This is a genomic window from Streptomyces sp. MI02-7b (genome assembly GCF_033793585.1).
Taxonomy (GTDB): domain Bacteria; phylum Actinomycetota; class Actinomycetes; order Streptomycetales; family Streptomycetaceae; genus Actinacidiphila.
Window position 1 is genome coordinate 104,712 of sequence record NZ_JARAWX010000012.1, and the last position, 23,674, is coordinate 128,385.

Genomic DNA, 23,674 nt, shown 5'->3' on the forward strand with positions numbered 1-23,674 from the left:
ACGAAACTACCTCGCCCGGGTGACGGCTAGGCATCCGCCTTGGCGGCGCTCACCTCGGTCAGCCACGGGTCCTTGTTGGTGTCGAGGGTGAGCTTCTGCGCGTTCCACGTGCCGTAGCGAGGGTTCACGTCGATGTCGAGGCGGCCGGCAGTGCGGCGCAGGACCGTGAGCAGGGCGGCCTGGCCGTCCGGGGTCTGCACGTTCGCGCCGTAGTGGGCGGCGACCTTCTGCATGAGCAGGTCGGTGCGGATGCTCTCGTCGATGTCGGCGGGGATCATCGCGTACGTCTGCAGGACCTGCGCCTCCAGCTGCTGCTTGCCGCCGGCCTGCGTCTCGGCGGCGCGGCGGGCCTGCTGCACCTCGCGCGGGGTGACGGAGACACCGGCGTCCTTGGCGGCGCGCTCGATGACCCGGGCCTGGACGAGGCTGTGCACGGTGTTGCGCTGGAGGTCGCTGCTGGCCTCGATGAGCTGGTCGGCCTGCGGCGACTTCTCCTGGGCGGCACGCACCGCCGCGACCCTCGCCTGCACCGTGTTCACGGTGATCTGCCGCCCGCCGACGACGGCCGCGGCACCGGCGTGCGGTGTTCCGCAGGAGGTCAGGAGTGGCGCGGCGACGAGCACGGCGGCGGTGGCGAGGGCGGAGAGCGCAGTCCTGCGGCGGAGCATTTTGCCTCCCGGCAAGGGATCGGGCGACGGTGCACGATCTGGCAGATGCAGTGATCGAGGATATTGAGCGGGGACCCGCAATATCCAGCACTCTGCACAAACGATGCCGGGGCCGGTCAGGTGTCGCAGGCCACTCCGTCCCCGTCCCGGTCCAGATCACGCGAGTAGCCGGGGTCGCCGCGGTGGAGCGGGGCGGCGCCCGCCTTCCGGACGGCGGCGCAGTTCGGGTACGAGGTGGCGCCGGAGCCGGGCTTGTCGTCGCCGCCCTTGCCGTCGCCCTGGTCGTCCTTGCCGGAGGGCGCCGCGCCGGGCACGTCCGGCTTGCCGGAACCGGGCAGCCGCTCGTCCGGGCAGGTGCGCAGGACCTCGGTCATGGCGTCCTTCTCGGCCGCGGTGACCCACAGGCCGTACTTCTTCTTCACCGCCACCTGGCGGGCGACGTAGGGGCAGCGGAACGCCTTGTTGGGGGGCAGCCAGGTCGCGGCGTCGCCGTCGCCCTTGCCGCGGTTGGCGGGGCCGTCGACGGCGAGGAGGTTCAGCGGGTCGTTGGCGACCTGTATCCGCTTGTCGCGGTCCCAGTACTTGGCGCCCTTCTGCCACGCGTCGCTGAGCGCCACGACGTGGTCGATGTCGATGGTGCTGCGGCCGCGGGTGAAGCTGATCCCCTTGCCGGTGTACGGGTCGTCGAGCTTGCCGGAGGTGACGATGCAGTCGCCGCCGTCGTCGGACCGGAAGGACTCGTCGGTCAGGTCGCGCTGCAGTATGTCGTCGCGCGTGTCGCAGCCGTTGTGGTCGGTGTCCACCCAGGAACTGCCGAACTGGTCGCGTGCGTAACCGGTCTTGGGCGCACGGCCCTTGACCGTCAGGTCACCGACCGCCTTGAGCGCCGAACCCGCCGGCGCCGCCGCGTCGCTGCCCTGCCCTCCGAGGCCCTCGCCCGTGCACCCCGCGACGCCGAGGAGCACCGCGAGCAGCGCCGCTGCCGTTCCCGTCCTTGAACCCGCCCTGGTAGTGACCACCTTGGCACTGTAGGGGGTGGGGGGCGGCAACCGGCAGGGGGCCTTCCGGCCGGCGAGTGCGCCGGGGCCGCCGCCCCCGCCCCGTCAGCCGGTGACGGCGACCGGGGCGTCCCAGTAGTCGCGGTCCACGGTGAGGGTGTAACCGCCCCGGGTCTCCTTGCTGTTGACCATGTACTGGTGGCCGCGGCGGTGCCCGGTCCACAGGGCTGTGGAGAACGGCCAGTCGGCGGTCGTCGTCTTGTTCTGGTCCCACAGCGCGTACCAGAGCGCGTCGGGCAGGTCGGTACGGTCCTTGGCCTGGGCGACGGCGGCGGCGCTGCTGCTCTTGAATCCGTAGAAGCCGGCCCAGTCGTTCTTGGCGTGGACGGCCTTGTCCCAGGCCCGGATGTAGGTGAGGACCGCGGTGTTGCACGCGGTGTTGGTGGTGTCGTACGACTCCATGTCCAGGTACAGCGTGCTGCCGGCCTTCATCCCGAGCGCCGCCGCCTTGGCCACCGCGTCCGCGCCGTCCGCGGCGCCGAGGGATGCGGCCGTGCCGGCGGTCAGCTTCTCCGGGTTGCGGCTCGTCTGGCACGGCGGCTGCGCGCCGACGTACAGCGGGATCAGCTTCCAGCCGGCCGCGCTCACGGTCCTGACCCACGAAGCGGTCAGGTTCGGCTGGGCGCAACCGCGGTTCTTGCCGCCCACGTAGACGGCCGCCGCGCCGTAGAAGTTCGAGGCCTTCCACGCCTTCATCGCCGACGCCGACGGCGCGGTGCACGTGTCGAACGCCCGCCCCGTGTACACCTTCGGCGCGGGCCGGGACACGGTGGTCGCCACCGAGGCCTCCGCCGCGACGCCGGCACCCGCCAGCACGGCGACCCCCGCGACCGCCCAGGCGATGTAGCGACGCTTCTTCGACATCCGGTGACCGGACATCCCCACCCCATTCGTTGACATGCGAGGCACGAAATGTGCCGCCAAAGCCGCTGAGAGCCCCCACGGGCCGCGCGCTCCGATCCGTCGTGACGCGGCTGAGCGGGCCTCCGCGTGCGGGGCGCCTGGCACCTTATCCGCCCGCTCCCCCGAGATCGGGCAAGTGTGTGCCACGTCCGTCACAAGACTCCCTCAAACAGGGCCCTGCAGCCCGCCCTTCAGTTCCCGGGCACGGACGCCCGGCCATGCCGCGACGGCACCGGGCGGCCCGCTCGCTCCCATGCGACGAACGTGTTGGTGCGGGCGTGGACGAACTCCTTGACGGGGTCGCCGAAGTAGCTCCAGGGGACGCTGCCGATGCAGCCACCGATCGCCGTGAACTGCTCGACCGCCTCGGCGTGGCGCTCCGTCCGGAACAGCGCCTCCGCGAGGAGGTGCCGGGCGGTCGGCAGCCTGTGGTGACCGGGGGGAGCCTGCGCCACCGCGTCGAGCGTGGCGTCCACGGCGGCGGCCACGAACGGCTCGCGGTAGACCGCGGAGCCCGGTTCGTGATGGTCGTGCTCGAAGATCGCGTACAGCCGCAGGGCGGGCAGCAGGCTGCCCCGGGGCGCCGAGGCCGCCGCCTGCTCCGCGAAGCCGAACATCGACTGGGCCGAACCGCGCCATTTCGCGCACCAGTACTGCAGGGCGGCGACGTGGGCGCCGAAGTGGTGCGGGTCGCGCAGGACGATCTGCGTCCACAGCAACCGGAACTCCTCGTGCGACCAGCCCAGGCCCAAAGCGATGGTGATCTGGGCGACCCACGGGGTCGGGTCCTCGGGTGCCGCCAGCCGCGCCGCCTCACGGCAGGCCGGCAGTGCCTCCGCCAAGAGCCGGTGGAAGCCCTGGAACTGTTCACTGGTCGTGTACGTGGCGCGCTTCGCCCCGCGAGCCTTCCCCGCCAGCGCGACAAGGGAGTCGGCGTGCACGAGCGCCGCGTCCGGGTCGCCCGGGCGCTCCGCGCGCCAGGCGCGCAGCCACGCGTCGTCCTCCGCGGCCGCGTCCACGATGTGCCCCAGCCGGTACCAGCGCAGGTCCCAGTCGCGCCCCGCGCCCGCCAGATACCCGGCGGCGCGGCGCCAGTCCCCCGCCAGTGCGGCCGCCACCACGGCGTCCGCCTCCGGGTCCGGCGCGGCCCGCCCCGTGTCCAGCTGCGCCGCCGGCACCAGCCCGTACTTCCCCGGGTCGATGGTCAAAGGCGCCTTGGCCTTCGCCTCCGCCCGCTTGGCACGTGCCTTCATCGCGTTGCGGGGAACGGTGACGGCGGCGTAGGCAAGTACGCCGGCACCGGCCGTCGCTACAAAGGGATTCATGAGCCTTCCGTGAACAGTTCGAAGGGGGCGGGGCCTCTGTCAGGGCGTCCGGCGTCCTGGCCTCCGCCGCGGCACGTGATTCTCCCGCTCGGGTTGCCGCGCGGGACGGCGGGACGGCGGGACGGGTCACGGCGTCGCGGGACGGGCCGTCAGCCGCCGAGCTTGTCGATGTCGACGACGTCCTTGGCGGCGGGCGCCTTGATGTCGACCGGCTTGTCGAAGTCGGTGAAGTGCAGGGTGCCGGGCTCCTTGCCGCCCTTGGTCACGACCTTGAGCATGTACGGCTTGCCCTGGGTGGCGATGTAGGCGGTGATCGTCTCGGCACCGTCCTTGCCGGTGATCGGCAGCGCGGGGGTGCCGTCGACGGTGACGGGCTCGCCCTTGGTGCCGCCGTCGTCGCCGCCCTCCTCCTTGTCGAGTTCGGCGAGGAACGCCTTCAGGTCGCAGGCCTGCAGGAACTCCTTGGAGTCCGGCCCGGAGGCCTTCGTCTTCATCCACCGCTTGCCGATGACTTCCTGGGCGGCCTTGCCGTCGGCCCCCTGGGACGACCAGAAGGCGTCGTCCCCCTTCATGTAGAGGGAGGGGCCGGACTTCACCATGCGGACGTTGCCGCCCTCCATGGTGAGGTTGCCCTGGCAGTCACCGGTGTCGCTCATGGCCATGTGGTACTTCATCGGCTTGCCGTCGGTGATGCCGTCGAGGTCGACGGTCATCGTGGAGGCCGACTTCATGGCGGCCAGGGACTTGGTCCCGATCACGGAGGCGGGCTGGTCGGCCAGCGCGGTCGACGCGGGCTCGGCCTTGCCGCTGCCGAGGGGGCCGCAGGCGGCGATGGTCAGGGCGGCGGCGGAGCAGCCGACCGCGGTGAGGGCAGCGCGGAGGGTGGTCATGTGGGTCTCCCCTTGGTGGGTCGCGCGGGCGTGCTCGGCCCGTCTTCTTCTGCCGGTTCTTCCGGTCGCCGCGGCCGCCGGTGGTGAAGGAGGCCTCCTCGGCCGTGAGGGTCGCGCCGGCGGTGCCGCCGACGGCGTCGTGCGCGGAGATGGGGTCCGGGGGTGCGGTGCGCCCCCGGCCGCTGCGGACAGCGGAGTGCACGGTGACGGAGCTCTCCGTGAACCGATGGGTCAATCACAGCATGACCTGTGAACCGAGTCAACACGGATTCTCGATTCACAGCGATTCACGACGTGAAGGGGCGAAACACACGTTCACCGGTATGCTCGGGCCACAGCAGAGGCCCATGTGGGAGGGGAGCCAGCCAGGTGCCGGAGAACGCAGCAGAAGTGACCGCCGCCGGCATCGCCCGGCTGGCCGGTGTGGGACGCGCGGCCGTGAGCAACTGGCGCCGCCGGCACGCCGACTTCCCCAAGCCGGTGGGCGGCACCGACACCAGCCCGGCGTTCGACCTCGGCGAGGTCGAACGGTGGCTGCGGGACCAGGGCAAACTGGCCGAGGTCCCGCTGCGTGAACGCGTCTGGCAGCGCGCCGAGGCCCACCCCGCGGGTACCGCGACCGCCCTGCGGCAGGCCGGCGCCGTGCTGCTGCTCGTACGCGAACACCCCGGCGACTGGCGGCATCCCGACCCGGACGCGCTCACCCACGCGGCACGCGAACTCCTGGAGCACCGCTTCGGCGGCCGATTCCCGCTCGGGACACCCGTGGACCCGGCCCTGCTGCGCGGCGCCGCCGACCTCGCCGGCGAACTGGGCCCGCGCCAGGCCTACGAGTTCCTGCTCGGCCGCCACCTGGACGCCAACCCGCGGCAGTACACCCTCACCCCGGCCGCCCCCGCCGAGCTGATGGCCGCGCTCGCCGGGCCCGCCCGCAGCGTGCTGGACCCCGCCTGCGGCACCGGCACCCTGCTGCGCGCCGTGCAGGCACCCCACGCGCTGAACGGGCAGGAGGCCGACCCCGACCTCGCCGCCCTCGCCGCGCTCCGGCTGACCCTGCACACCGACACCGCCGCCGAGGTGCGGGTGGCCGCGGGCGACAGCCTCCGCGAGGACGCCTTCCCGGACCTGGCCGCCGACGCCGTGCTGTGCCACCCGCCCTTCAACGAGCGCAACTGGGGCCACGAGGATCTGGCCTACGACCCCCGCTGGGAGTACGGCTTCCCGGCCCGCACCGAGTCCGAACTCGCCTGGGTGCAGCACTGCCTGGCCCGGGTCCGCGACGGCGGCACCGTGGTGCTGCTGATGCCGCCGGCCGCCGCGTCCCGCCGGTCCGGCCGCCGGGTCCGTGCCGACCTGCTGCGGCGCGGCACCCTGCGCGCCGTGATCGCGCTGCCGGCGGGCGCCGCGCCCCCGTACGGCATCCCGCTGCACCTGTGGGTGCTGCGCAGGCCGGAGGGCGGCGCTCCCCCGTCGCCGCACCTGCTGCTGGTCGATGCCGCGCAGGCGCAGGGCGGGGCCGCGGCGGGCGGCGAGAAGCTGCCCTGGCAGACGGTGCGCGCCACCGTGCTGGACGCGTGGACCGCCTTCGACCGCCACGGAGCGGCCGGCCCGGACGCCGACCGGCCCGGCGTCAGCCGCGTCCTGCCCGTCATCGACCTCCTCGACGACGATGTCGACCTGGCGCCCGCGCGTCACCTCCCGCCCCCTGCGGCCGGCGGTGGCCCCTCCGAACTCACCGATGTGCGGGACCGGCTGACGGACACCCTGCGCCGCACCTCCGAACTCGCCCCCGGGCCTGCCCGGTCCGCCCCGCCCGCCCGGTGGCCGCTGACCACCGTCGGCGAACTGGCCCGGGCCGGCGCCCTGGTACTGCGGGCGGGCGGCCAGGGCAGCGCCCGCCCCGGCGGGGGCCCGGCCGTGCTCACCGAGCACGACGTCCTGGCCGGCACCGGTCCGACCGGCGCCCTGCCCGAGGGCCCGCGGGAGGACGAGCCGGTGCTCGTCGAGGAGGGCGACGTGGTCGTCCCGGTCCTGGGCCGCGGCGCGGCCGCGCGGGTCGTCGACGGCGCCACCGCGGGCGCGGCTCTCGGCCGCAACCTGCACCTGCTGCGTCCCGACCCGGCCTCGCTGGACCCGTGGTTCCTCGCCGGCTTCCTGCGCGGCACCGCCAACAACCGCCAGGCCAGCAGCTATGCGTCCACCGCCACCCGGCTCGACGTGCGCCGGCTGCAGATCCCCCGGCTGCCGCCCGCCGACCAGCGGCGCTACGGGGAGCGGTTCCGGACGCTGGCCCTCTTCGAGGAGACGCTGCGCCTGGCCGGGCAGTTGGGCGAGCAACTGGTGCAGGGTCTGTACGACGGCTTGACGGACGGCACCGTGCGGCCCGAATAGTTACGGGATCGGGTGAACGTCTGTCGGCCCCTGCCGATACGCTCGCGATGCCACCCGCAGCTGTCCCGTACGCATGCCCAGGAGTCCAGGAGCAGTGATGAACGGCCCCGGCCCGGTCCCGCCGCCCCCGTCCGCGCAGTCCGGGGGCTCCGCAGTGGCGTTGCGTGCCATTTTCCTGGTGCTGACGGCGCTCAGCTGCGGTTTCCTGTCCTGCCTGCCGTTGCTCCACCTCGCGGTGCAGCGCCGCAGGACACTGGACTGGGTGCTGTTCTGGGTCGGTACGGCCGTGACCATCGCGGCGTTCGCCACCATCGGCGTGCTGCCGGAGTCGAGCGGCTGGACGGACGTGGCGCTGATCACCGTCATATCCATGGTCCCGCTGGTCGGCGTCCACTACCTCGTCGCCGACATGGCCCTGCACCGCAAGCAGGCGCTGACCGGGTACCCGCCGTACGCGACGACGGTCCCCTACCCCCCGCAGCAGCCGCAGCCCGCCTACAACCCCTACAACTCCGTCCCCGCTCCCCCGCCGGCCCGGCCCGCGTCCCCGTCGCAACCGCCGGCCGCGCCGCCGCACCCCCCGCGCCTGAACCAGGTGCGCGCGGAGCTGGACGAGCTCAGTGACCTGCTGCGCAAGCAGGAGGACCAGTAGTGAACGGACGGATCGTCGCCGGCCGTTACGAGCTGGCCACGGTCCTCGGCCAGGGCGGCATGGGCCAGGTGTGGACCGCGTACGACCGCCGGCTGGACCGGCGGGTAGCGGTGAAACTGCTGCGCCCCGACAAGGTCGCCGGCGCGGCCGACGCCGAGGAACTGCGCCGCCGGTTCCTGCGCGAGTGCCGGGTCACCGCCCAGGTCGACCACCCCGGTCTGGTCACCGTCCACGACGCCGGCAGCGACACCGACGAGCTCTACTTCGTCATGCAGTACGTGGAGGGCGCCGACCTCGCCGACCACCTCGCCGAGCACGACCCGTACCCCTGGCCGTGGGCGGTCGCGGTCGCCGCGCAGTTGTGCGCGGTGCTCTCCGCCGTGCACGCGGTGCCGATCGTCCACCGCGACCTCAAGCCGCGCAACGTGATGGTGCGCCCGGACGGCTCGATCGTCGTCCTGGACCTGGGCGTGGCCTCCGTGCTGGACAGCGACACCACGCGCCTGACCCACACCGGCACGCCCATCGGCACCCCCGCCTACATGGCTCCGGAACAGGCCATGAGCGGCGCCGTGGGACCGCGGACGGACCTGTACGCGCTCGGGGTGCTGCTGCACGAACTCCTCAGCGGCAACGTGCCGTTCGCCGGCTCCACGGCCCTCGGCGTGCTGCACCGCCATCTGTACGAGCAGCCGGTCCCGCTGCGCCAGGTGCGCCCGGAGGTGCCCGAGCCGCTGGAGGCACTGGTGCTGCGGCTGCTGGCCAAGGACCCCCAGCACCGGCCCGCGGACGCGCAGGAGACCTACCGCCAGCTGGCACCGCTGCTGCCGGTGCCCGGCACCGTCCACCACGCCCCCGGCCCGATGGACCCCACCCGCCCCTTCCTGCGCCCGCACGCCCCCTGGCCGGACCGGCCGGCCGCACCGCCGCAGCCCTCCGCGGTGCCGCCCGCGCCCGCCGCGGCACCGGCCGCGGGCGCGCGCGGCATCGCCGAGGCCGTGGACGAGGTCAAACGGCTGCTGGACGCGGGCCGTATCACCCAGGCCGTCGACATCCTGGGCGGTGTGCTGCCCGCCGCGGCCGAGAAGCACGGCGAGCACTCCCCCGTGGTGCGCATGCTGCGCAAGCAGTACGCGGCCACGCTCATGGAGGACGGCCAGTACCGCCGCGCGCTGCCGGAGCTGCGCCGCCTGGCGGAGGAACTCGCCGCGGAATCCGGACCCTTGGGGCGGCAGTCGCTGCAGTACCGCTACGAGGCCGCGCAGTGCCTGGAACAGCTCGGCGAGGCCGCGGCGGCCCTGGCCGAGTACCGCGCGCTGCTGCCGTCCTTCGAGCAGTACCGCGCGACCGACCCGGAACTGCCGCTGGAGGTGCGGCGGCGCATCGGCCAGCTGCTGCTGTCGGTCGGCGACCGGATCGGCGCGCACGACGTGCTGTCACGGCTGCTGTACGACTCCGACCGCGTGCACGGCCCGCACCATCCGCTCTCGGTGGAACTGCGGCGGACACTGGCGTGGCTCGGCCGGATGGGCCGCTAGGACGACCCGGAAGGCGGCCACGAAGGACGCCTGCCGGGCCCTGGGCCTCCCCGCCCGGAGCGGGCGGGGAGGCCCGGGGATCACCGCCGTACGCCGCTTCGCGCCGCGCGGTTCGCGAGCTTGATGCGCAGTGCCTCACGCCGGGCCATGCGGTGGACGGCGCGGCCCTCGGGACCGAGCAGTCCGGCGACCCGGGCGATCTCGCTCCACGCCCACGAACGGGTACCCCCGACGCAGGCGAGCGCGGCGAGCAGACTCAGCGCCGCGGCCTTCTCGCCCCGGCGGGCACGGATCTCCGCCATGCCGATCACGACGTCGGCGGGCTGGCGGCGGCGGAGTATCTCCGCGCCGACCCGCAGCGCGTCCTCGTCGCGTCCCGCCTTGAAGTGCTCGACGAAGTCCTCGGTCAGGAAGCGGACCTGCTGCACGAGCGCCGCCGCGAACGGGCTCTCCTCCGCCGTACCGTCGTCGGAGTCACCGGAGTCCTCGGAATCAGCGGAGTCACCGGCTTCCGCGGCGACGGTGCCCACGCCCGCCGTGCCCACGGCCGATCCGCCCATCTGCAGACCGAGCGCGGTCGTCATGCGGGTGGTGAAGGCCGGGATGTCGAAGAGCTCCTCGACCTCCGCGTACCCCGCCTCGGACACCTCGTCCGCCAGCACCTCGCGCAGGGCCTCGAGCGCCGCCTCGGGCGTGTACTCGGCGAACGAGCGGTACCCGGGGACGCCCTGCAGGACCTCCCGGGACCCGACCCGGTCGAAGGTGGCCACGCGGAGCCTGTGCTGCACGGCCTCCACGACCGACAGCGGCATCGGGTCGTCGACGCTCGACAGGAAGAAGACGTCGGACGCGGCCAGTTCCTCGCGGACGCGGTCCCGGGACAGGGCTCCCATCCACTCCACGCGATCCGAGAGCAGCGACTTCTCGCCCACCCGCGGGGTCTTCCAGCCGATCCAGGAGAACCGCCAGGGCAGTCCGAGGCTGTGCGCCCGCTCCGCGACGCGCGAGAACAGGTCGACGCCCTTGCGGTCCTGGACCGTTCCGACCATGACGATGCGAGGACTGGCGCTCGGCGTGCGGCTCGCGATCTTGCGGTGGCTGTCCCGGGGCACCGTGTTGTACACGACGATCGGGTCGACGACCCCGAGCTGCCGGAACATGTCGGCCTGGGCCTTGGACACGCACAGGACCTTGAGCTTGGGCAGGAGGTTCAACATCTCCTGGTGGCGCTCCGGGACGCGGTTGGCCTCCCAGTTGAAGACGTACTCCGTCTCGTGCGCGTAGAGCGCGACGTTGCGGCCGGAGTCGATCAGCGCCTGGACCGTGGCGTTGCCGATGGGCGAACGCCAGAACAGCGCGAGGCTGTTCACCATGATGACCTCGGCTCCGCCCAGGGCGGCGGCCAGGTCGTCGGGGCGCGTGAAGGCGGCGATGTCGAAGTAGCGCACATCGACCGGGCTCTCGGCCAGGAGCGACTGGGTGTACGTGAGGACCGGCACCGCGACGCCGGTGACGTACGAGAAGCCCGCACCCAGCACGGCCAGCGACTTCGGGCGGTCGGCCCGCTTCTGCACGGCGAGGAACGCCCGCTCGGCGAGCGTCAGTCGCGCCGCCTGGCCGGATTCGCCCCGCGACGCCTCCTCCCCGCCGGAAGCCGCGGCGGAGACGGGAGCGGGGAGCTCCGCGTTCTCCACCACACGCAGGATCTGCTCGGCGACGTCCTCACTGAAGGTGAGGTAGTGCTCGATCGGCTCTCCGTGCGTGTTCGCCAGGAACTTCCCGGTGCTCTTGAGCCGGCTGACGACGTCGGTCAGTTCCCCGGCGGAGCCCACGCTGCGCAGCAGCGGGTGGTGGATGGTCGGGAAGACGATGTTGAGCGGGAGCGGGTTCACCAGGACGAGGGGCACTCCGGCCCGCAGCGTCTGCAGGTAGGTGGTGGAGAAGTAGGTGACCGCCAGGTCGTAGGACTGCAGCGCCGCCGCGTCCAGGAGGGCTTCCGCGCTCTGCACCGTGACGTCGGGCAGCGTCCCGAGCCACTTGAGGTGCTGCGGCAGCGAGGAGGGGTGCGGCTTGACGTCCACGTCGCCATAGGCCGCCAGGGCCTCGCAGATCTCCCTCAGGTGCAGGCGGTGCTCCCGCACGGAGAGCTTGCGCTGGTCGCCCAGCGGCTGGTCCAGCACGATGAAGCGGAGGCGGGAGTCGTCGGACGTCGGAGGCCGGTGGATGCCGGAACGCGCGGCCTGCAGCAGGGCGGCGTCGTCGCTGTGCCCCAGCGCACCGGTGATGTGGACCTGCGTCGAGACCTGGGACGAGCGGAAGTTGATGTGGTTGTACGTCGCCGGGCCCCACACGCAGATGGCTGCCGGGGCGGACGAACCGTAGTACCAGTTCTGGTCGCGCTGGCCGGCCCGCTGCTCCTTGTAGTGGAAGTCCAGGTGTCCGTCCTGGACCAGGATCACGGGGAGCCGGGGGTTGAGCGCCTGGGTGACCCGCTTGCCGCGCTGCGACTGGTCGTTGAAGAGGACGACCCGGTCGACTCCCTTTTCCTCCACGAAAGCGGCAACCCGGAGGCTCAATTCCTCGTAGAACGCGCCGTCGTCGAGGGCCTCGCCCTCGTTGAAGAGATTCCGGGCCGGTATGCCGCCGAGACGGAGCGCGGCCTCGTCCCGGATCCAGCGGGCTACGTTCCCCTCCAGATCAGCGGTGATCACGGAGAAGGTGTGTTCTCCGGCTCCTTCCGCTTGCATGATCTTGCCGGCCAGGTCGACCCCGTTCCGGTTCTCGACAAATATCGCTATATGCATTTTATTCCCTTGGCGCGACAGAACCGGGTTGCGGACCCGGCCATCACGCGCCCCTCCGGCCGACAGGCGGACAAATCGAACAGCCAAGTGCCTCGACGCACCGACTGAATAATGAAGGATCCCATAGCGACACGTCGAGTAGCCGGGACCAGAGTTCACCCGTTCCTGGTGCCGACTTCCCCTGGCGTTCACTTGGGCCCGGCGGACCCCTCGACGGGAAGGCCGTAATCGGCGAACCCCTCGTTAACCTTTTGGCAACCCTTTCGCCATGATTCACGAAGCGGCGGGCGACTATACTTGCGGGTCTTGCCACCCGCCCCGAGGCAGCCGGCCGTTCGACCGTGCACACCAGCGGTATGCGCGGGCATAAAGGAAACCTTCGAGATGACCCAGATATTCTTCGCGGCGACACAGTACGCCGCCGCGACCATAACCGCCGCTGTGAAGGCCGGTCTTTTCGGCCCCCGGGAGGGACGGCGACGGGTGCTGGTGGTGAGCAACACCTCGGCGATTCCCGAACTGACCACCCCGCTCGATCGAATGCCCGGGTTCGAGAAACTGCGACCCGAGTTCGACGCGGTGCACTCGTGGAACGAGATGATCGCCCCGCACCACCCGGCCGGCTGGTCCCCTCTCCCCGAGGAGATCCCCGTGTGGGAGCGGGCGCTGCGCCTGGCCTGGGACCTGGGTGACGGGCCGGTGGAGATCGCCTGCGAGTCCATCCAGGCCAACCCGTCCCGGGCGATCGCGGACATCTTCGCCGACAGCCCGATCCATGTGTACGCCGACGGCCTGATGAGCTACGGCCCCACGCGCAACCGCATGCCCGCCGACCTGCACGGCCGCTTCCGGCGCCTGCTCCACCTCGACCTCGTCCCCGGACTGCGGCCCCTGCTGCTGTCCGAGTACGGCGTGGACCCGGTCGTCATCCCCGGCGACATCTTCCAGCAGGTCCTGAAGGACATCGGCGGACACGGGGTGTCCCTGCTGGAGGAGCTCGTCCCGGCGGACGACCGGCCGACGGCGGTGCTGCTCGGCCAGTACCTGTCCGCCCTGGAGCTGATCACGGTGGCGGAGGAGAACGAGCTGCACGTGCGGATGCTGCGCGGCGCCGTGGCCGCCGGCCACCGGCACCTGCTGTTCAAGCCGCACCCGAGCGCGCCCGCCCAGTTCACGCAGTCGCTCGAGCAGTCGGCGGCCGAACTCGGAGTGCGGCTCACCATCCTCGACACGCCCCTGCTGGCCGAGACCGTCTACCAGTACGTCCGTCCGGAACTCGTCGTCGGCTGCTTCTCCACCGCGCTGATGACCGCGTCCGCCTTCTACGGCATCCCGGTCGCCCGGGTGGGCACCGGGGAACTGCTCAAGCGCCTCACCCCGTACGAGAACAGCAACCGGGTTCCGCTGACGGTCATCGATGCCGTCCTGCCGGACCTCGAAGGGGACACGGCCGGGGTCGGCACGCCGCTCCACCAGGACCCTGAGCGGGTCGGGAGCGATCTGGCCCCCCTGGTGAGGACCGTGGGCTACTGCATGCAGCCGCAGTCCTACGCCGCCCTCCGGGACGCATCGGTGGCCTGGCTCACCGCCCATCTCGCCGAGCACCCGCAGTACTTCAGCCAGAAGCGGCTGACGCGGCTGGACCTGCCCGGTGGGAACCCCTCCCGCACAGCCACGCTGCGCCGCAACCCCACGGTCCGGCGCCTGGTGCGCGGCCTCCGGACAGCCCGGCGCTGATCGGCCGGGCTGCCGGTCGGCCCGGTCGGCCCAGCCGGGCGGCCGGGCCGGTCAGCCCAGCCAGCGGGACAGGCGCAGCCGCGTCCACAGCATGCTGACGGCGAAGGACAGCACGGCTGTCGCCCCCACCAGCAGCGTCATCAGGCCCAGGGCGCCGAGCCAGCCGGCGTCCGGAGTGACCAGGTGACGGGCCAGTGCCTTCAGGAAGATCAGGTGCACCAGATAGGCGCCGAAGGCCGCGGTGCCGAGCTTGGAGAGCAGCGGCCGCAAGCGCTTGGGAACGGTGAGCCGGTTGAACGCCATGAGCAGCGTCCCGGCCAGGATCGGCATCATGAAGCCGTCGTACGGTGCCGGGTTGCGCACGAAGTGCTCGTACAGGACCACCGCGGCCCATGCGCACAGGCTGGCGCCCAGCCACAGCATGCGCCGGCCCCGCCCCGTGGTGGCGGCGGCGGGCAGTGCCAGCAGGAAGGCGCCGACGGCCGCGTAGGCGATCTGGTAGGGCAGGGGCACCCAGGTGAACTCGGGCAGGTTCACGTTGAGCACGCCCGCCGCGTCGTCGAGGAAGGCCGGCGTCAGGGCGAGGGTGAGGAACACCGCCGCCAGTCCCCAGGGCCGCTTCCCGTCCTTGACCAGGGACGTCATCGACAGCACGAGGATCACCGGGACGTAGGCGTACAGGTACCACAGGTGCAGGGTGGGGGCGACCGAGCCGAAGAGCGACTCGTACGCCAGCCGCTTGGTCGAGTGGGGGTTGGTGTCCTGCACCCAGCCCCACAGCAGGTAGATGGCCGTCCACACGCCCATGGGCACCAGAATGCGGATCAGCCGGGTCCGCACCTGCGCCTCGCTGCGCGGCGGCGCCCCGGCCAGCACCACCCACCCGGCCATGGCGAAGAACAACGGCACGGCGCAGCGGCTGAGCGCGTGGCCCACGAGCGCGACCCAGTAGACGGGCGCGCCCCCCGACGGATGGCGGCCGACGACGTTGAGGAACTGACCCGCCGCATGGCAGACGATGACGCCGATCGAGCACAGGACGCGCAACAGGTCGATGTCGTACCGGTGCTCACGTACCGGCTTGGCCGGCGACACCGCGGCGGAAGCGGTCTCCGCCGCGGTGAGGGGTTCGGTCGCACCGACGGGGGCGGTCGCGGTGATGGTCGGCTGCACGGAGATCGTGCTCACTCCCTGTCGGGCCTACCGGACCGGACGTCGTCCGGCCCGGGCTCCGGGTCACATGTGTTCGGGGGCACGGCTCTCTCCCCGCGCGGGAGGGCGTCCCGGTTCCCGTGTACCCCGTATCGCCGACCGGACCGCCGATCGGTGGGGGCAGGGCATGCCGCGTACACCGGCCGGGCTGCTGCCCGGCGCTAGGTACCATAACCATCCTTCGTGGGGCAGGGAATGCCTGCGTGACGGATGTGAGACACGACACGCGCCTGCCGTGGAACGCAGACGCGGAACATCCCGTCCGCCCCCTCAGCTGTCGAGCACCGCCGTCAGCAACTCCGCCGTCCACGTGAGCAGTTCGCGCCCGACGACCGGCTTGCCGCCGATGCGCGCCGTGCTGGGGCGCGGAACCAGGATCTGCTTGGTGCCGGCCTTGACGACCGTGCGCGGGTAGAGCCGGTTCAGCCGCAGTTCCTGGGACTCGCGCAGCTCGACCGGGGAGAAGCGGACGTTGGCGCCCTGCAGGGTGATGTCGGCGACGCCGACCTTGCGGGCCAGCAGCCGCAGGCCGGCCACCAGCAGCAGGTTCTCCACCGGCTCGGGGAGCTTGCCGTACCGGTCGGTGAGCTCCTCGCGGACGGCCTTGATGTCCTCCTCGGAGTTGACGGAGGCGATCGCGCGGTAGGCCTGCAGGCGCAGCCGCTCGCCGGGCGCGTAGTCGTGCGGGACGTGTGCGTCGACTGGCAGCTCGATCTTGACCTCCAGCGGGGCCTCCTCGGCCTCGCCGCCGCCCTCCTCCAGGGCCGCCCGGTAGTCGGCGACGGCCTCGCCGACCATGCGGATGTACAGGTCGAAGCCGACACCGGCGATGTGGCCGGACTGCTCGCCGCCGAGCAGGTTGCCCGCGCCGCGGATCTCCAGGTCCTTCATGGCGACGTACATGCCGGCGCCCATCTCGGTGTGCTGGGCGATGGTCGCCAGCCGCTCGTGCGCGGTCTCGGTGAGCGGCTTCTCCGGCGGGTACAGGAAGTACGCGTAACCGCGCTCGCGGCTGCGGCCGACCCGGCCGCGCAGCTGGTGCAGCTGGGACAGGCCGAAGGTGTCGCCACGTTCCACGATGAGGGTGTTGGCGTTGGAGATGTCGATGCCGGACTCGACGATCGTGGTGGAGACCAGGACGTCGAACTTCTTCTCCCAGAAGTCGACGACGACCTGCTCCAGCTGCGACTCGCCCATCTGCCCGTGCGCGGTGGCGATCCGCGCCTCGGGGACCAGGTCGCGCAGCCGCGCCGCGGCCTTGTCGATGCTCTCCACCCGGTTGTGGATGTAGAAGGCCTGGCCCTCGCGCAGCAGCTCGCGCCGGATCGCGGCGGCGATCTGCCGGTCCTCGTACGGCCCGACGAAGGTCAGCACCGGGTGCCGCTCCTCCGGCGGGGTGGTGATCGTCGACATCTCGCGGATGCCGGTGACCGCCATCTCCAGGGTGCGCGGGATGGGGGTGGCGGACATGGTCAGCACGTCGACGTTGGCCCGCAGCTTCTTCAGCTGCTCCTTGTGCTCCACGCCGAACCGCTGCTCCTCGTCCACGATCACCAGGCCGAGGTCCTTGAACTTCGTCTCCGACGAGAACAGGCGGTGCGTGCCGATGACCACGTCCACCGAGCCCTCGCGCAGCCCCTCCAGGACCGCCTTGGCCTCGCTGTCGCTCTGGAACCGGGACAGCGCCTTCACCACGACCGGGAACTGCGAGTAGCGCTCGGAGAAGGTCCCGAAGTGCTGCTGCACCAGCAGCGTGGTGGGCACCAGGACGGCGACCTGCTTGCCGTCCTGCACGGCCTTGAAGGCCGCCCGCACCGCGATCTCGGTCTTGCCGTAGCCGACGTCGCCGCAGATCAGCCGGTCCATCGGGACCGACTTCTCCATGTCCTCCTTCACCTCGGCGATCGTCGTGAGCTGGTCAGGGGTCTCCGCGTACGGGAACGCGTCCTCCAACTCCCGCTGCCAGGGGGTGTCCGGTGCGAAGGTGTGGCCGGGGGCGGCCATGCGCGCGGAGTAGAGCCGGATCAGGTCGGCGGCGATCTCCTTGACCGCCTTCTTGGCTCGCGCCTTGGTCTTCGTCCAGTCCGCGCCGCCCAGGCGGTGCAGGGAGGGCGCCTCGCCACCGACGTACTTGGTGATCTGCTCCAGCTGGTCGGTCGGCACGAACAGCCGGTCGCCGGGCTGGCCCTTCTTGGCGGGCGCGTACTCCACGACCAGGTACTCGCGGGTGGCGCCCTGGACGGTGCGCTGCACCATCTCCACGTAACGGCCGACGCCGTGCTGCTCGTGCACGATGAAGTCGCCCGCCTGCAGCGTGAGCGGGTCGATGGTCTTGCGGCGCCGGGACGGCATGCGGCCCATGTCCTTGGTGGACGAGCGCTGGCCCGACAGGTCCGTCTCGGTGAGGACGGCGATCTTCAGCGCGGGGTCCACGAAGCCGCTCTCGATCGAGCCGCACGCGACATGGACGACGGCGGGCTCCACCGGCCCGGTCAGCTCGGTGTCGAGCCGGGCGGCGATGCCCTCGTTGCCGAGCACCTCCACGATGCGGGCCGCCGGGCCGTGGCCCTCGGTCACGTAGACCGTGCGCCAGCCCTCGGCCAGCCAGCCCTTGGTGTCGGCCAGCGCGCGGGCGGTGTCCCCGCGGTAGACCTCGGGGGCGTGCATACCGAGTTTCAGGGTGTCGGCCTCACCGTCCGCGGCGTCCTCGTCGGCCCCGAACGGGCTGACCGACCACCACGGGGTGCCGAGCTCCCGGGCCCGGTCGCGGACGTCGGCGATGCCCCACAGCGACGCGGCGCCCAGGTCGATCGGCGCCTCCCCGCCGCCCGCGGACGCGGCCCACGAGGCCTCCAGGAACTCCCGGCTGGTCGCCACCAGGTCCGCGGCGCGGGCGCGCACCCGCTCCGGGTCGCAGACCACCGCCATCGCCCCGCCGGGCAGCACGTCCAGCAGCAGTTCCATGTCGTCGACCAGGACGGGCGCCAGGGACTCCATGCCCTCCACGGCGATGCCCTGCGCGATCTTGTCCAGCAGCTCGCGCAACTGCGGGTGCTCCTCGGCGAGCGCGGCCGCCCTGGCCCGCACCTGCTCGGTGAGCAGCAGTTCCCTGCACGGCGGCGCCCACAGACCGTGCTCGGCGACCTCCAGCGAGCGCTGGTCGGCCACCTTGAAGTAACGGATCTCCTCGACGTCGTCGCCCCAGAACTCGATCCGGAGCGGGTGCTCCTCGGTCGGCGGGAAGACGTCCAGGATGCCGCCGCGCACCGCGAACTCGCCGCGCTTCTCCACCAGCTCCACGCGGGCGTACGCGGCGGCCGCGAGGCCGTCCACGATCGCGTTCAGATCGGCGGTCTGGCCGGTGCGCAGCGCCACCGGGACGAGGTCGCCCAGACCCTTGACCTGAGGCTGCAGCACCGAGCGGATCGGGGCGACCACCACCCGCACGGGGCCGGCGGTCGGGTCGTCCGCGCTGGGGTGCGCCAGGCGGCGCAGCACGGCCAGGCGGCGGCCGACGGTGTCCGAGCGCGGGGACAGCCGCTCGTGCGGCAGCGTCTCCCACGCCGGGTACTCCACGACGGAGTCGGCGGGCAGCAGCGACCGCAGGGCCGCCGTCAGGTCCTCGGCCTCGCGGCCGGTGGCCGTGACCGCCAGCACGGTGCGGCCCGTGCGGGCCGCGAGCGCGGCCAGCGCCAGCGGGCGGGCCGCCGGCGGGCCCACGAGGTCGACGTGCGGGCGGTTGCCGTCGGTGGCGGCACGTACGGCCTCCGCGAGCGCGGGGTCGCTCACGACGATGTCCAGCAGACCGTTCAGGCTCATGAGGCTTTCCGTCCCAAGGCAGGCAGGCAACGCGAACAGCCCGACACGTGGAACGAGCCGGGGTGTCCCAAGCGTACGACGCTCCGCTGACACCCGGTGCCGCGTCGTGTGCCCGTTGATTTTTTTCCCCGCCCGCCCGCCCGTGTGCCCGGCAAGGTCTGGGCGCCCCGGCGCGCGTGTGGGGTGGGCCGGGTGCGGTGCCTCCGGGGCTGGGCATTCTGGACAGCACATTTAGGTGCCTCGGGCGCTCGCCGTTGATCACCCCGGGTCATGCACCCAAATATGCTCCACAGTCCAGAACGCCCACCCCTACGACCCCGCCCCCTCCGTAGGTTGTCGCGCCTGATCCCCGGTGGGGGGTATGGATGCGGTCCGGGGTGACCGCGGTTGCCTGACTCCGCCCCGGCGGCCTGCCGCGCGAGCGCTGGCCCCCTCGGACCCCGCCGGAGGGGGGTGTGAGGGCGGTCCGGGTGACCCCGATCGCCTCACTCCTGCCCCCGCGGCCTGCCGCGCGAGCGCTGGCCCCCTCGGACCGCACCGGTGGGGGGTGTCGGGGCGGTCCGGGTGACCCCGATCGCCTCACTCCTGCCCCCGCGGCCTGCCGCGCGAGCGCTGGCCCCCTCGGACCGCGCCGGAGGGGGGTGTCGGGGCGGTCCGGGTGACCGCGATCGCCTGACTCCGCCCCGGCGGCCTGCCGCGCGAGCGCTGGCCCCCTCGGACCGCGCCGGAGGGGGGTGTCGGGGCGGTCCGGGTGACCGCGGTTGCCTGACTCCGCCCCGGCGGCCTGCCGCGCGAGCGCTGGCCCCCTCGGACCGCGCTGCGCCAACGAGCGGCCTCAGGCACGGTGCCGCTCCTACCCCCCTCCGGGGATCAGGCGCGACAACCTACGGAGGGGGCGGGGTCGTAGGGGTGGGCGTTCTGGACTGTGGAGCATATTTGGGTGCATGACCCGGGGTGATCAGTTGAGAGCGCCCGAGGCACCGAAATGTGCTGTCCAGAATGGCCAGCCCCGGAGGCCCCGCACCCGGCCCCCACGAAACGCGCGCCGGGGCGCCCAGACTTCCTGGGGCACACGGGCGGGAGGGCGGGGAAACCCCGCCCCCCTCCCCGCGCGCGCTAGTCCGTCGCGATCGCGTTGAGGACGTTCATGCGACCCGCGCGGAACGCCGGGACCAGGGCCGCGACGAGGCCGACGAAGGCGGAACCGATGAAGACCGTGATGATCGTCGGCCAGGGGATCTCGAGGATGCCGAGGCCCTGGAGGGCGAGCAGCTTCTGCGCCGTGGCGCCCCAGCCCATACCCAGGCCGAGGCCCAGGATCGCGCCGAAGAGGGCGATGACGACGGACTCCAGGCGGATCATGCGGCGCAGCTGGCGGCGGGACATGCCGATCGCCCGCATGAGGCCGATCTCCCGGGTGCGTTCGACGACGGACAGGGCGAGCGTGTTCACCACGCCCAGGATCGCGACGATGATCGCCAGCGCGAGCAGGCCGTAGATCAGGTTGAGCAGCTGGCCGATCTGGTCCTTGAGCAGCTGCTTGTAGTCGGCCTGGTTGCGGACCTGGACCTGCGGGAAGTCGTGCAGGGCCTTCTTGAGTCCGGCGTACGCGGCGTCCTGCCGCCCGTCCTTGGCCGCGGCGAACATGATGTCGTTGATCGGCATCCGGTCGGCGGGGATGTAGTGGGCCGCGGTCGTGATGTTGGTGTACATCGCGCCGCCGTCGAAGGCGGTGTCCTTGGTCGTGATCGCGGTGACCTTGAGCTTGGCGGTGTCGCCCGCCGTGAAGCGGACGGTGAGGGTGTCGCCGAGCTTGACGTGGTGCTTGTCGGCGAAGCTCTCGCCGACCGACATCGCGTCGGCCCCGTAGGCGGCGGAGAGTTCGCCGGCGACGGTCTTGACCTGGAGGTCCTGGGCGTAAGTGGGGTCGGCGGCGGAGATGCTGGTGTCGGAGACCGCGCCGTCGGGGGTGGTGATCCTCGCGTCGAGCGACTTGTAGTCGGTGACGTGGGCGAGGTCGGGCGCGGCCTTGATGGCCTTCTCGATCTGCGGGGTGATGGGCTGGCCGCTGTCGGAGGCGATGATGAAGTCCGCGCCGACCGACTTGTCGAGCTGGTCGCTGGCCGACGCCACCATGGAGGAGCCGACCACGGACAGGCCCGCGACGAGGGCGAGGCCGATCATGAGGGCGGCGGCGGTGGCGCCGGTCCGGCGCGGGTTGCGGAGCGCGTTGCGTTCGGCGAGGCGGCCGACGGAGCCGAAGATCCGCAGGACGCCCGCGCTGATGACGCGGACCACGAAGCCGGCGAGCAGGGGGCCGACGACGACGAAGCCGACCAGCGTCAGCAGGACGCCGAGGCCGAGGAAGGACGAGCCTTCGGCGGCCTTGGTGGCCCGCCCGGCGGCCACGAGGGCGGCGGCACCGCCCAGGGTGAGGACCACGCCGATCACGGCGCGCACCCGGCCGGCCCGGCCGTCGGCCGGGATGCCGGCGTCGCGGAGGGCGGCCATCGGGGAGACCTTCCCGGCCCGGCGGGCGGGCAGGTAGGCGGCGAGAACGGTCACGACGACACCGAGGACCAGACCGGCGACGGGCGTGGTGGCCTTGACGGTCAGGGAGGAGGTGTCGAGGTTCATGCCCATGCTGCCCATGAGCTTCATCAGCAGCACGGCGAGCCCGACGCCGCCGCCGATGCCGAGGACGGAGCCGACGACGCCGAGGAGCAGCGCCTCGATGAGCACGGAGCGGTTGACCTGGCGGCGGCTGGCGCCGATGGCCCGCATGAGGCCGATCTCGCGGGTGCGCTGGGCGACCAGCATGGAGAAGGTGTTGACGATCAGGAAGACGCCGACGAGGACGGCGATCCCGGCGAAGCCGAGCATCGCGTACTTGATGACGTCGAGGAAGCCCGCGATGTCCTTCTTGTTCTCGGCGGTCCACTCGGCCTGGGTCTGGATCTTGTACCCGGCGGAGGTGCCGAGTTCCGCGGCGACGTTCTTCTTCAGCTGGTCGTCGCTGACGCCGGGTGCGGCGGTCAGGCCGATGCTGCTGAAGACGTCCTTGGCGCCGAGGAGCTTGGTCTGGGTGGTGGCGGTGTCGAAGTAGAAGACGGCCGCACCGGGGTTGGTGACCTTGAAGGTGACGATGCCGGTGATCCGGGCGCGGAACTCGCCGGGGATGGCGATGACGCGGATCTCGTCGCCGATCTTCAGGTGGTGCTTGTCGGCGGTGTCGGCGTCGACCATGACCTCGGTGGGGCCGCGCGGGGCGTGGCCGGAGGTGAGGTCGACCGAACGCTCCTCGGTGGAGTCCCAGTTGGTGCCGATGGTGGGGGCGCCGGAGGTGGGGCTGAGGCTGTCGTTGCCGCTGTCGGTGACGGTCAGGGTCTGGCTGTTGGCCTCGCCCGTCGCGTCCTTGACGCCCTTGACGCCCTTGAGCCGCTGGACCACGGAGGCCGGGACGGTGGTGGCCTTCGCCGTCATCTGCATGTCGTCGTTGCCGGGCGCGCCCTTGGGCGTGACGGTGACGTCCGACGCGGTGGCCGCGAAGAGCTTGTCGAAGGTGGAGGTCATCGTGTCGGTGAAGACGAGCGTGCCGCAGACGAAGCCCACCGACAGCAGGACGGCGATGGCGGAGAGCGCCATGCGGCCCTTGTGCGAGACGAAGTTGCGCAGGGAGGTCTTGATGACGGTCACGAGGTCCTCCCGCGGGCGTCGAAGTCCTTCATGCGCTCCAGGACGGAGTCGGCGGTCGGGTCCCGCATCTCGTCGACGATCCGGCCGTCGGCGAGGTAGAGGACGCGGTCGGCGTAGGAGGCGGCGACCGGGTCGTGGGTCACCATGACGATGGTCTGGCCGAGTTCGTCGACCGAGCGGCGCAGGAAGCCGAGGATCTCGGCGCCGGCGCGGGAGTCGAGGTTTCCGGTGGGCTCGTCGCCGAAGATGATCTCGGGGCGGGCGGCGAGGGCGCGGGCCACGGCGACGCGCTGCTGCTGGCCGCCGGAGAGCTGGCCGGGCCGGTGCTTGAGGCGGTCGGCCAGGCCCACGGTCTCCACGACGCGCTGCAGCCACTGCGGGTCGGCCTTGCGGCCGGCGATGTCCATGGGCAGCGTGATGTTCTCGACGGCGTTCAGGGTCGGCAGCAGGTTGAAGGCCTGGAAGATGAAGCCGATCTTGTCCCGGCGCAGCTGGGTGAGCTTCTTGTCCTTGAGCTTGGTGATCTCGATGTCGCCGACGAGGATCTGCCCCTCGGTGACGGTGTCGAGACCGGCGAGGCAGTGCATGAGGGTCGACTTGCCGGAGCCGGACGGCCCCATGATCGCGGTGAACCGTCCGCGCTCGATGTCGACGTCCACCGCGTCGAGGGCCACGACCCGGGTCTCGCCGGAACCGTACGCCTTGGTCACGCCGCGGGCACTGGCGGCAACGGCCGTACGTTCTCCGCTGCCCCCGGACTTGGGAATCGATACTGCCGTTGTCACTGGTCTCTCCTGCTTCGTCGTGAATGTCATGGCTCGTGCGGACGTGCGCCATCGCCTGTACAGACTGGCTGCCGGACGGGGGCCTGGACGATGGTGCGGGTCTCCGTATCGACCCGGGGGCTAGCCCCACCAGAAGGCTAGGGAGCCGATGAGGGGTGGTTCGTCCTCCGCCGGTACGAACCGGGGGTAGGAGAAA

The 23,674-nt window shown here is 72.0% G+C and carries 14 protein-coding genes and 1 pseudogene; 4 read left to right on the plus strand and 11 right to left on the minus strand.

All coding sequences use genetic code 11. The annotated features are described in order from the left end of the window. Positions 1-26: 26 nt before the first annotated feature. The 6 genes and pseudogenes from PV364_RS21090 to PV364_RS21115 form a co-directional block, all read right to left on the minus strand. Positions 27-668: a SurA N-terminal domain-containing protein gene (locus tag PV364_RS21090; RefSeq protein WP_319661684.1), complete on the minus strand. Its 642-nt coding sequence runs from the start codon at positions 666-668 to the stop codon at positions 27-29. 116 nt (positions 669-784) lie between these two features. Further along, on the minus strand, positions 785-982 hold the full coding sequence (locus PV364_RS21095; RefSeq protein WP_319661808.1) for an excalibur calcium-binding domain-containing protein: 198 nt from the start codon (positions 980-982) through the stop codon (positions 785-787). Between the two features lie 3 nt (positions 983-985). Beyond that, a pseudogene (locus PV364_RS21100) lies at positions 986-1,687 on the minus strand (HNH endonuclease family protein); the annotation flags it as partial. Between the two features lie 84 nt (positions 1,688-1,771). Continuing rightward, positions 1,772-2,605, minus strand: coding sequence for a glycoside hydrolase domain-containing protein (locus tag PV364_RS21105; RefSeq protein WP_319661809.1), 834 nt, complete (start codon positions 2,603-2,605; stop codon positions 1,772-1,774). Positions 2,606-2,820: 215 nt separating this feature from the next. Next, positions 2,821-3,954 carry a hypothetical protein gene (locus tag PV364_RS21110; protein WP_319661685.1) on the minus strand — a complete coding sequence of 378 codons (1,134 nt, stop codon included), beginning with the start codon at positions 3,952-3,954 and terminating at the stop codon, positions 2,821-2,823. Between the two features lie 149 nt (positions 3,955-4,103). Next, on the minus strand, positions 4,104-4,844 hold the full coding sequence (locus tag PV364_RS21115) for a hypothetical protein (protein WP_319661686.1): 741 nt from the start codon (positions 4,842-4,844) through the stop codon (positions 4,104-4,106). Between the two features lie 369 nt (positions 4,845-5,213). Between PV364_RS21115 and PV364_RS21120 the strand changes: the two genes are divergently transcribed. From PV364_RS21120 to PV364_RS21130, 3 genes are all read left to right on the plus strand, one after another. Next, positions 5,214-7,235, plus strand: coding sequence for an N-6 DNA methylase (locus tag PV364_RS21120; RefSeq protein WP_319661687.1), 2,022 nt, complete (start codon positions 5,214-5,216; stop codon positions 7,233-7,235). A 97-nt stretch (positions 7,236-7,332) separates the two neighbouring features. Continuing rightward, positions 7,333-7,887: a hypothetical protein gene (locus PV364_RS21125; protein ID WP_319661688.1), complete on the plus strand. Its 555-nt coding sequence runs from the start codon at positions 7,333-7,335 to the stop codon at positions 7,885-7,887. After that, positions 7,887-9,425 (plus strand): serine/threonine-protein kinase, encoded by a 1,539-nt coding sequence (locus PV364_RS21130; protein ID WP_319661689.1) that lies wholly within the window; start codon positions 7,887-7,889, stop codon positions 9,423-9,425. The genes PV364_RS21125 and PV364_RS21130 overlap by 1 nt, the downstream gene beginning before the upstream one ends. Before the next feature lie 80 nt (positions 9,426-9,505). On the opposite strand, the gene PV364_RS21135 is transcribed toward PV364_RS21130, so the two are convergent. Next, positions 9,506-12,229 carry a glycosyltransferase family 4 protein gene (locus PV364_RS21135; RefSeq protein WP_319661690.1) on the minus strand — a complete coding sequence of 908 codons (2,724 nt, stop codon included), beginning with the start codon at positions 12,227-12,229 and terminating at the stop codon, positions 9,506-9,508. A gap of 384 nt (positions 12,230-12,613) precedes the next feature. Here PV364_RS21135 and PV364_RS21140 point away from each other — a divergent pair, with 384 nt between their 5' ends. Next, positions 12,614-13,966: a polysialyltransferase family glycosyltransferase gene (locus PV364_RS21140; RefSeq protein ID WP_319661691.1), complete on the plus strand. Its 1,353-nt coding sequence runs from the start codon at positions 12,614-12,616 to the stop codon at positions 13,964-13,966. A 51-nt stretch (positions 13,967-14,017) separates the two neighbouring features. On the opposite strand, the gene PV364_RS21145 is transcribed toward PV364_RS21140, so the two are convergent. The 4 genes from PV364_RS21145 to PV364_RS21160 all read right to left on the minus strand — a co-directional run bounded on the left by PV364_RS21145 (position 14,018) and on the right by PV364_RS21160 (position 23,478). Beyond that, positions 14,018-15,154, minus strand: a complete 1,137-nt coding sequence (locus PV364_RS21145; protein ID WP_319661692.1) for an acyltransferase — start codon at positions 15,152-15,154, stop codon at positions 14,018-14,020. Between the two features lie 294 nt (positions 15,155-15,448). Next, the gene (mfd, locus tag PV364_RS21150) at positions 15,449-18,997 is read right to left on the minus strand and encodes a transcription-repair coupling factor (RefSeq protein WP_319661693.1); all 3,549 of its coding nucleotides are present in this window, start codon (positions 18,995-18,997) and stop codon (positions 15,449-15,451) included. A 1,116-nt stretch (positions 18,998-20,113) separates the two neighbouring features. Then, positions 20,114-22,693, minus strand: coding sequence for an ABC transporter permease (locus PV364_RS21155; RefSeq protein WP_319661694.1), 2,580 nt, complete (start codon positions 22,691-22,693; stop codon positions 20,114-20,116). Next, positions 22,690-23,478 carry an ABC transporter ATP-binding protein gene (locus PV364_RS21160; RefSeq protein ID WP_319661695.1) on the minus strand — a complete coding sequence of 263 codons (789 nt, stop codon included), beginning with the start codon at positions 23,476-23,478 and terminating at the stop codon, positions 22,690-22,692. The genes PV364_RS21155 and PV364_RS21160 overlap by 4 nt, the downstream gene beginning before the upstream one ends. Positions 23,479-23,674: the final 196 nt, after the last annotated feature.

Bases quoted from the DNA above. Each gene is read 5' to 3' on its own strand.
- mfd (WP_319661693.1), bottom strand. From the start codon at position 18,997: ATGAGCCTGAACGGTCTGCTGGACATCGTCGTGAGCGACCCCGCGCTC.
- PV364_RS21135 (WP_319661690.1), bottom strand. From the start codon at position 12,229: ATGCATATAGCGATATTTGTCGAGAACCGGAACGGGGTCGACCTGGCC.
- PV364_RS21115 (WP_319661686.1), bottom strand. From the start codon at position 4,844: ATGACCACCCTCCGCGCTGCCCTCACCGCGGTCGGCTGCTCCGCCGCC.
- PV364_RS21090 (WP_319661684.1), bottom strand. From the start codon at position 668: ATGCTCCGCCGCAGGACTGCGCTCTCCGCCCTCGCCACCGCCGCCGTG.
- PV364_RS21105 (WP_319661809.1), bottom strand. From the start codon at position 2,605: ATGTCCGGTCACCGGATGTCGAAGAAGCGTCGCTACATCGCCTGGGCG.
- PV364_RS21140 (WP_319661691.1), top strand. From the start codon at position 12,614: ATGACCCAGATATTCTTCGCGGCGACACAGTACGCCGCCGCGACCATA.
- PV364_RS21125 (WP_319661688.1), top strand. From the start codon at position 7,333: ATGAACGGCCCCGGCCCGGTCCCGCCGCCCCCGTCCGCGCAGTCCGGG.
- PV364_RS21110 (WP_319661685.1), bottom strand. From the start codon at position 3,954: ATGAATCCCTTTGTAGCGACGGCCGGTGCCGGCGTACTTGCCTACGCC.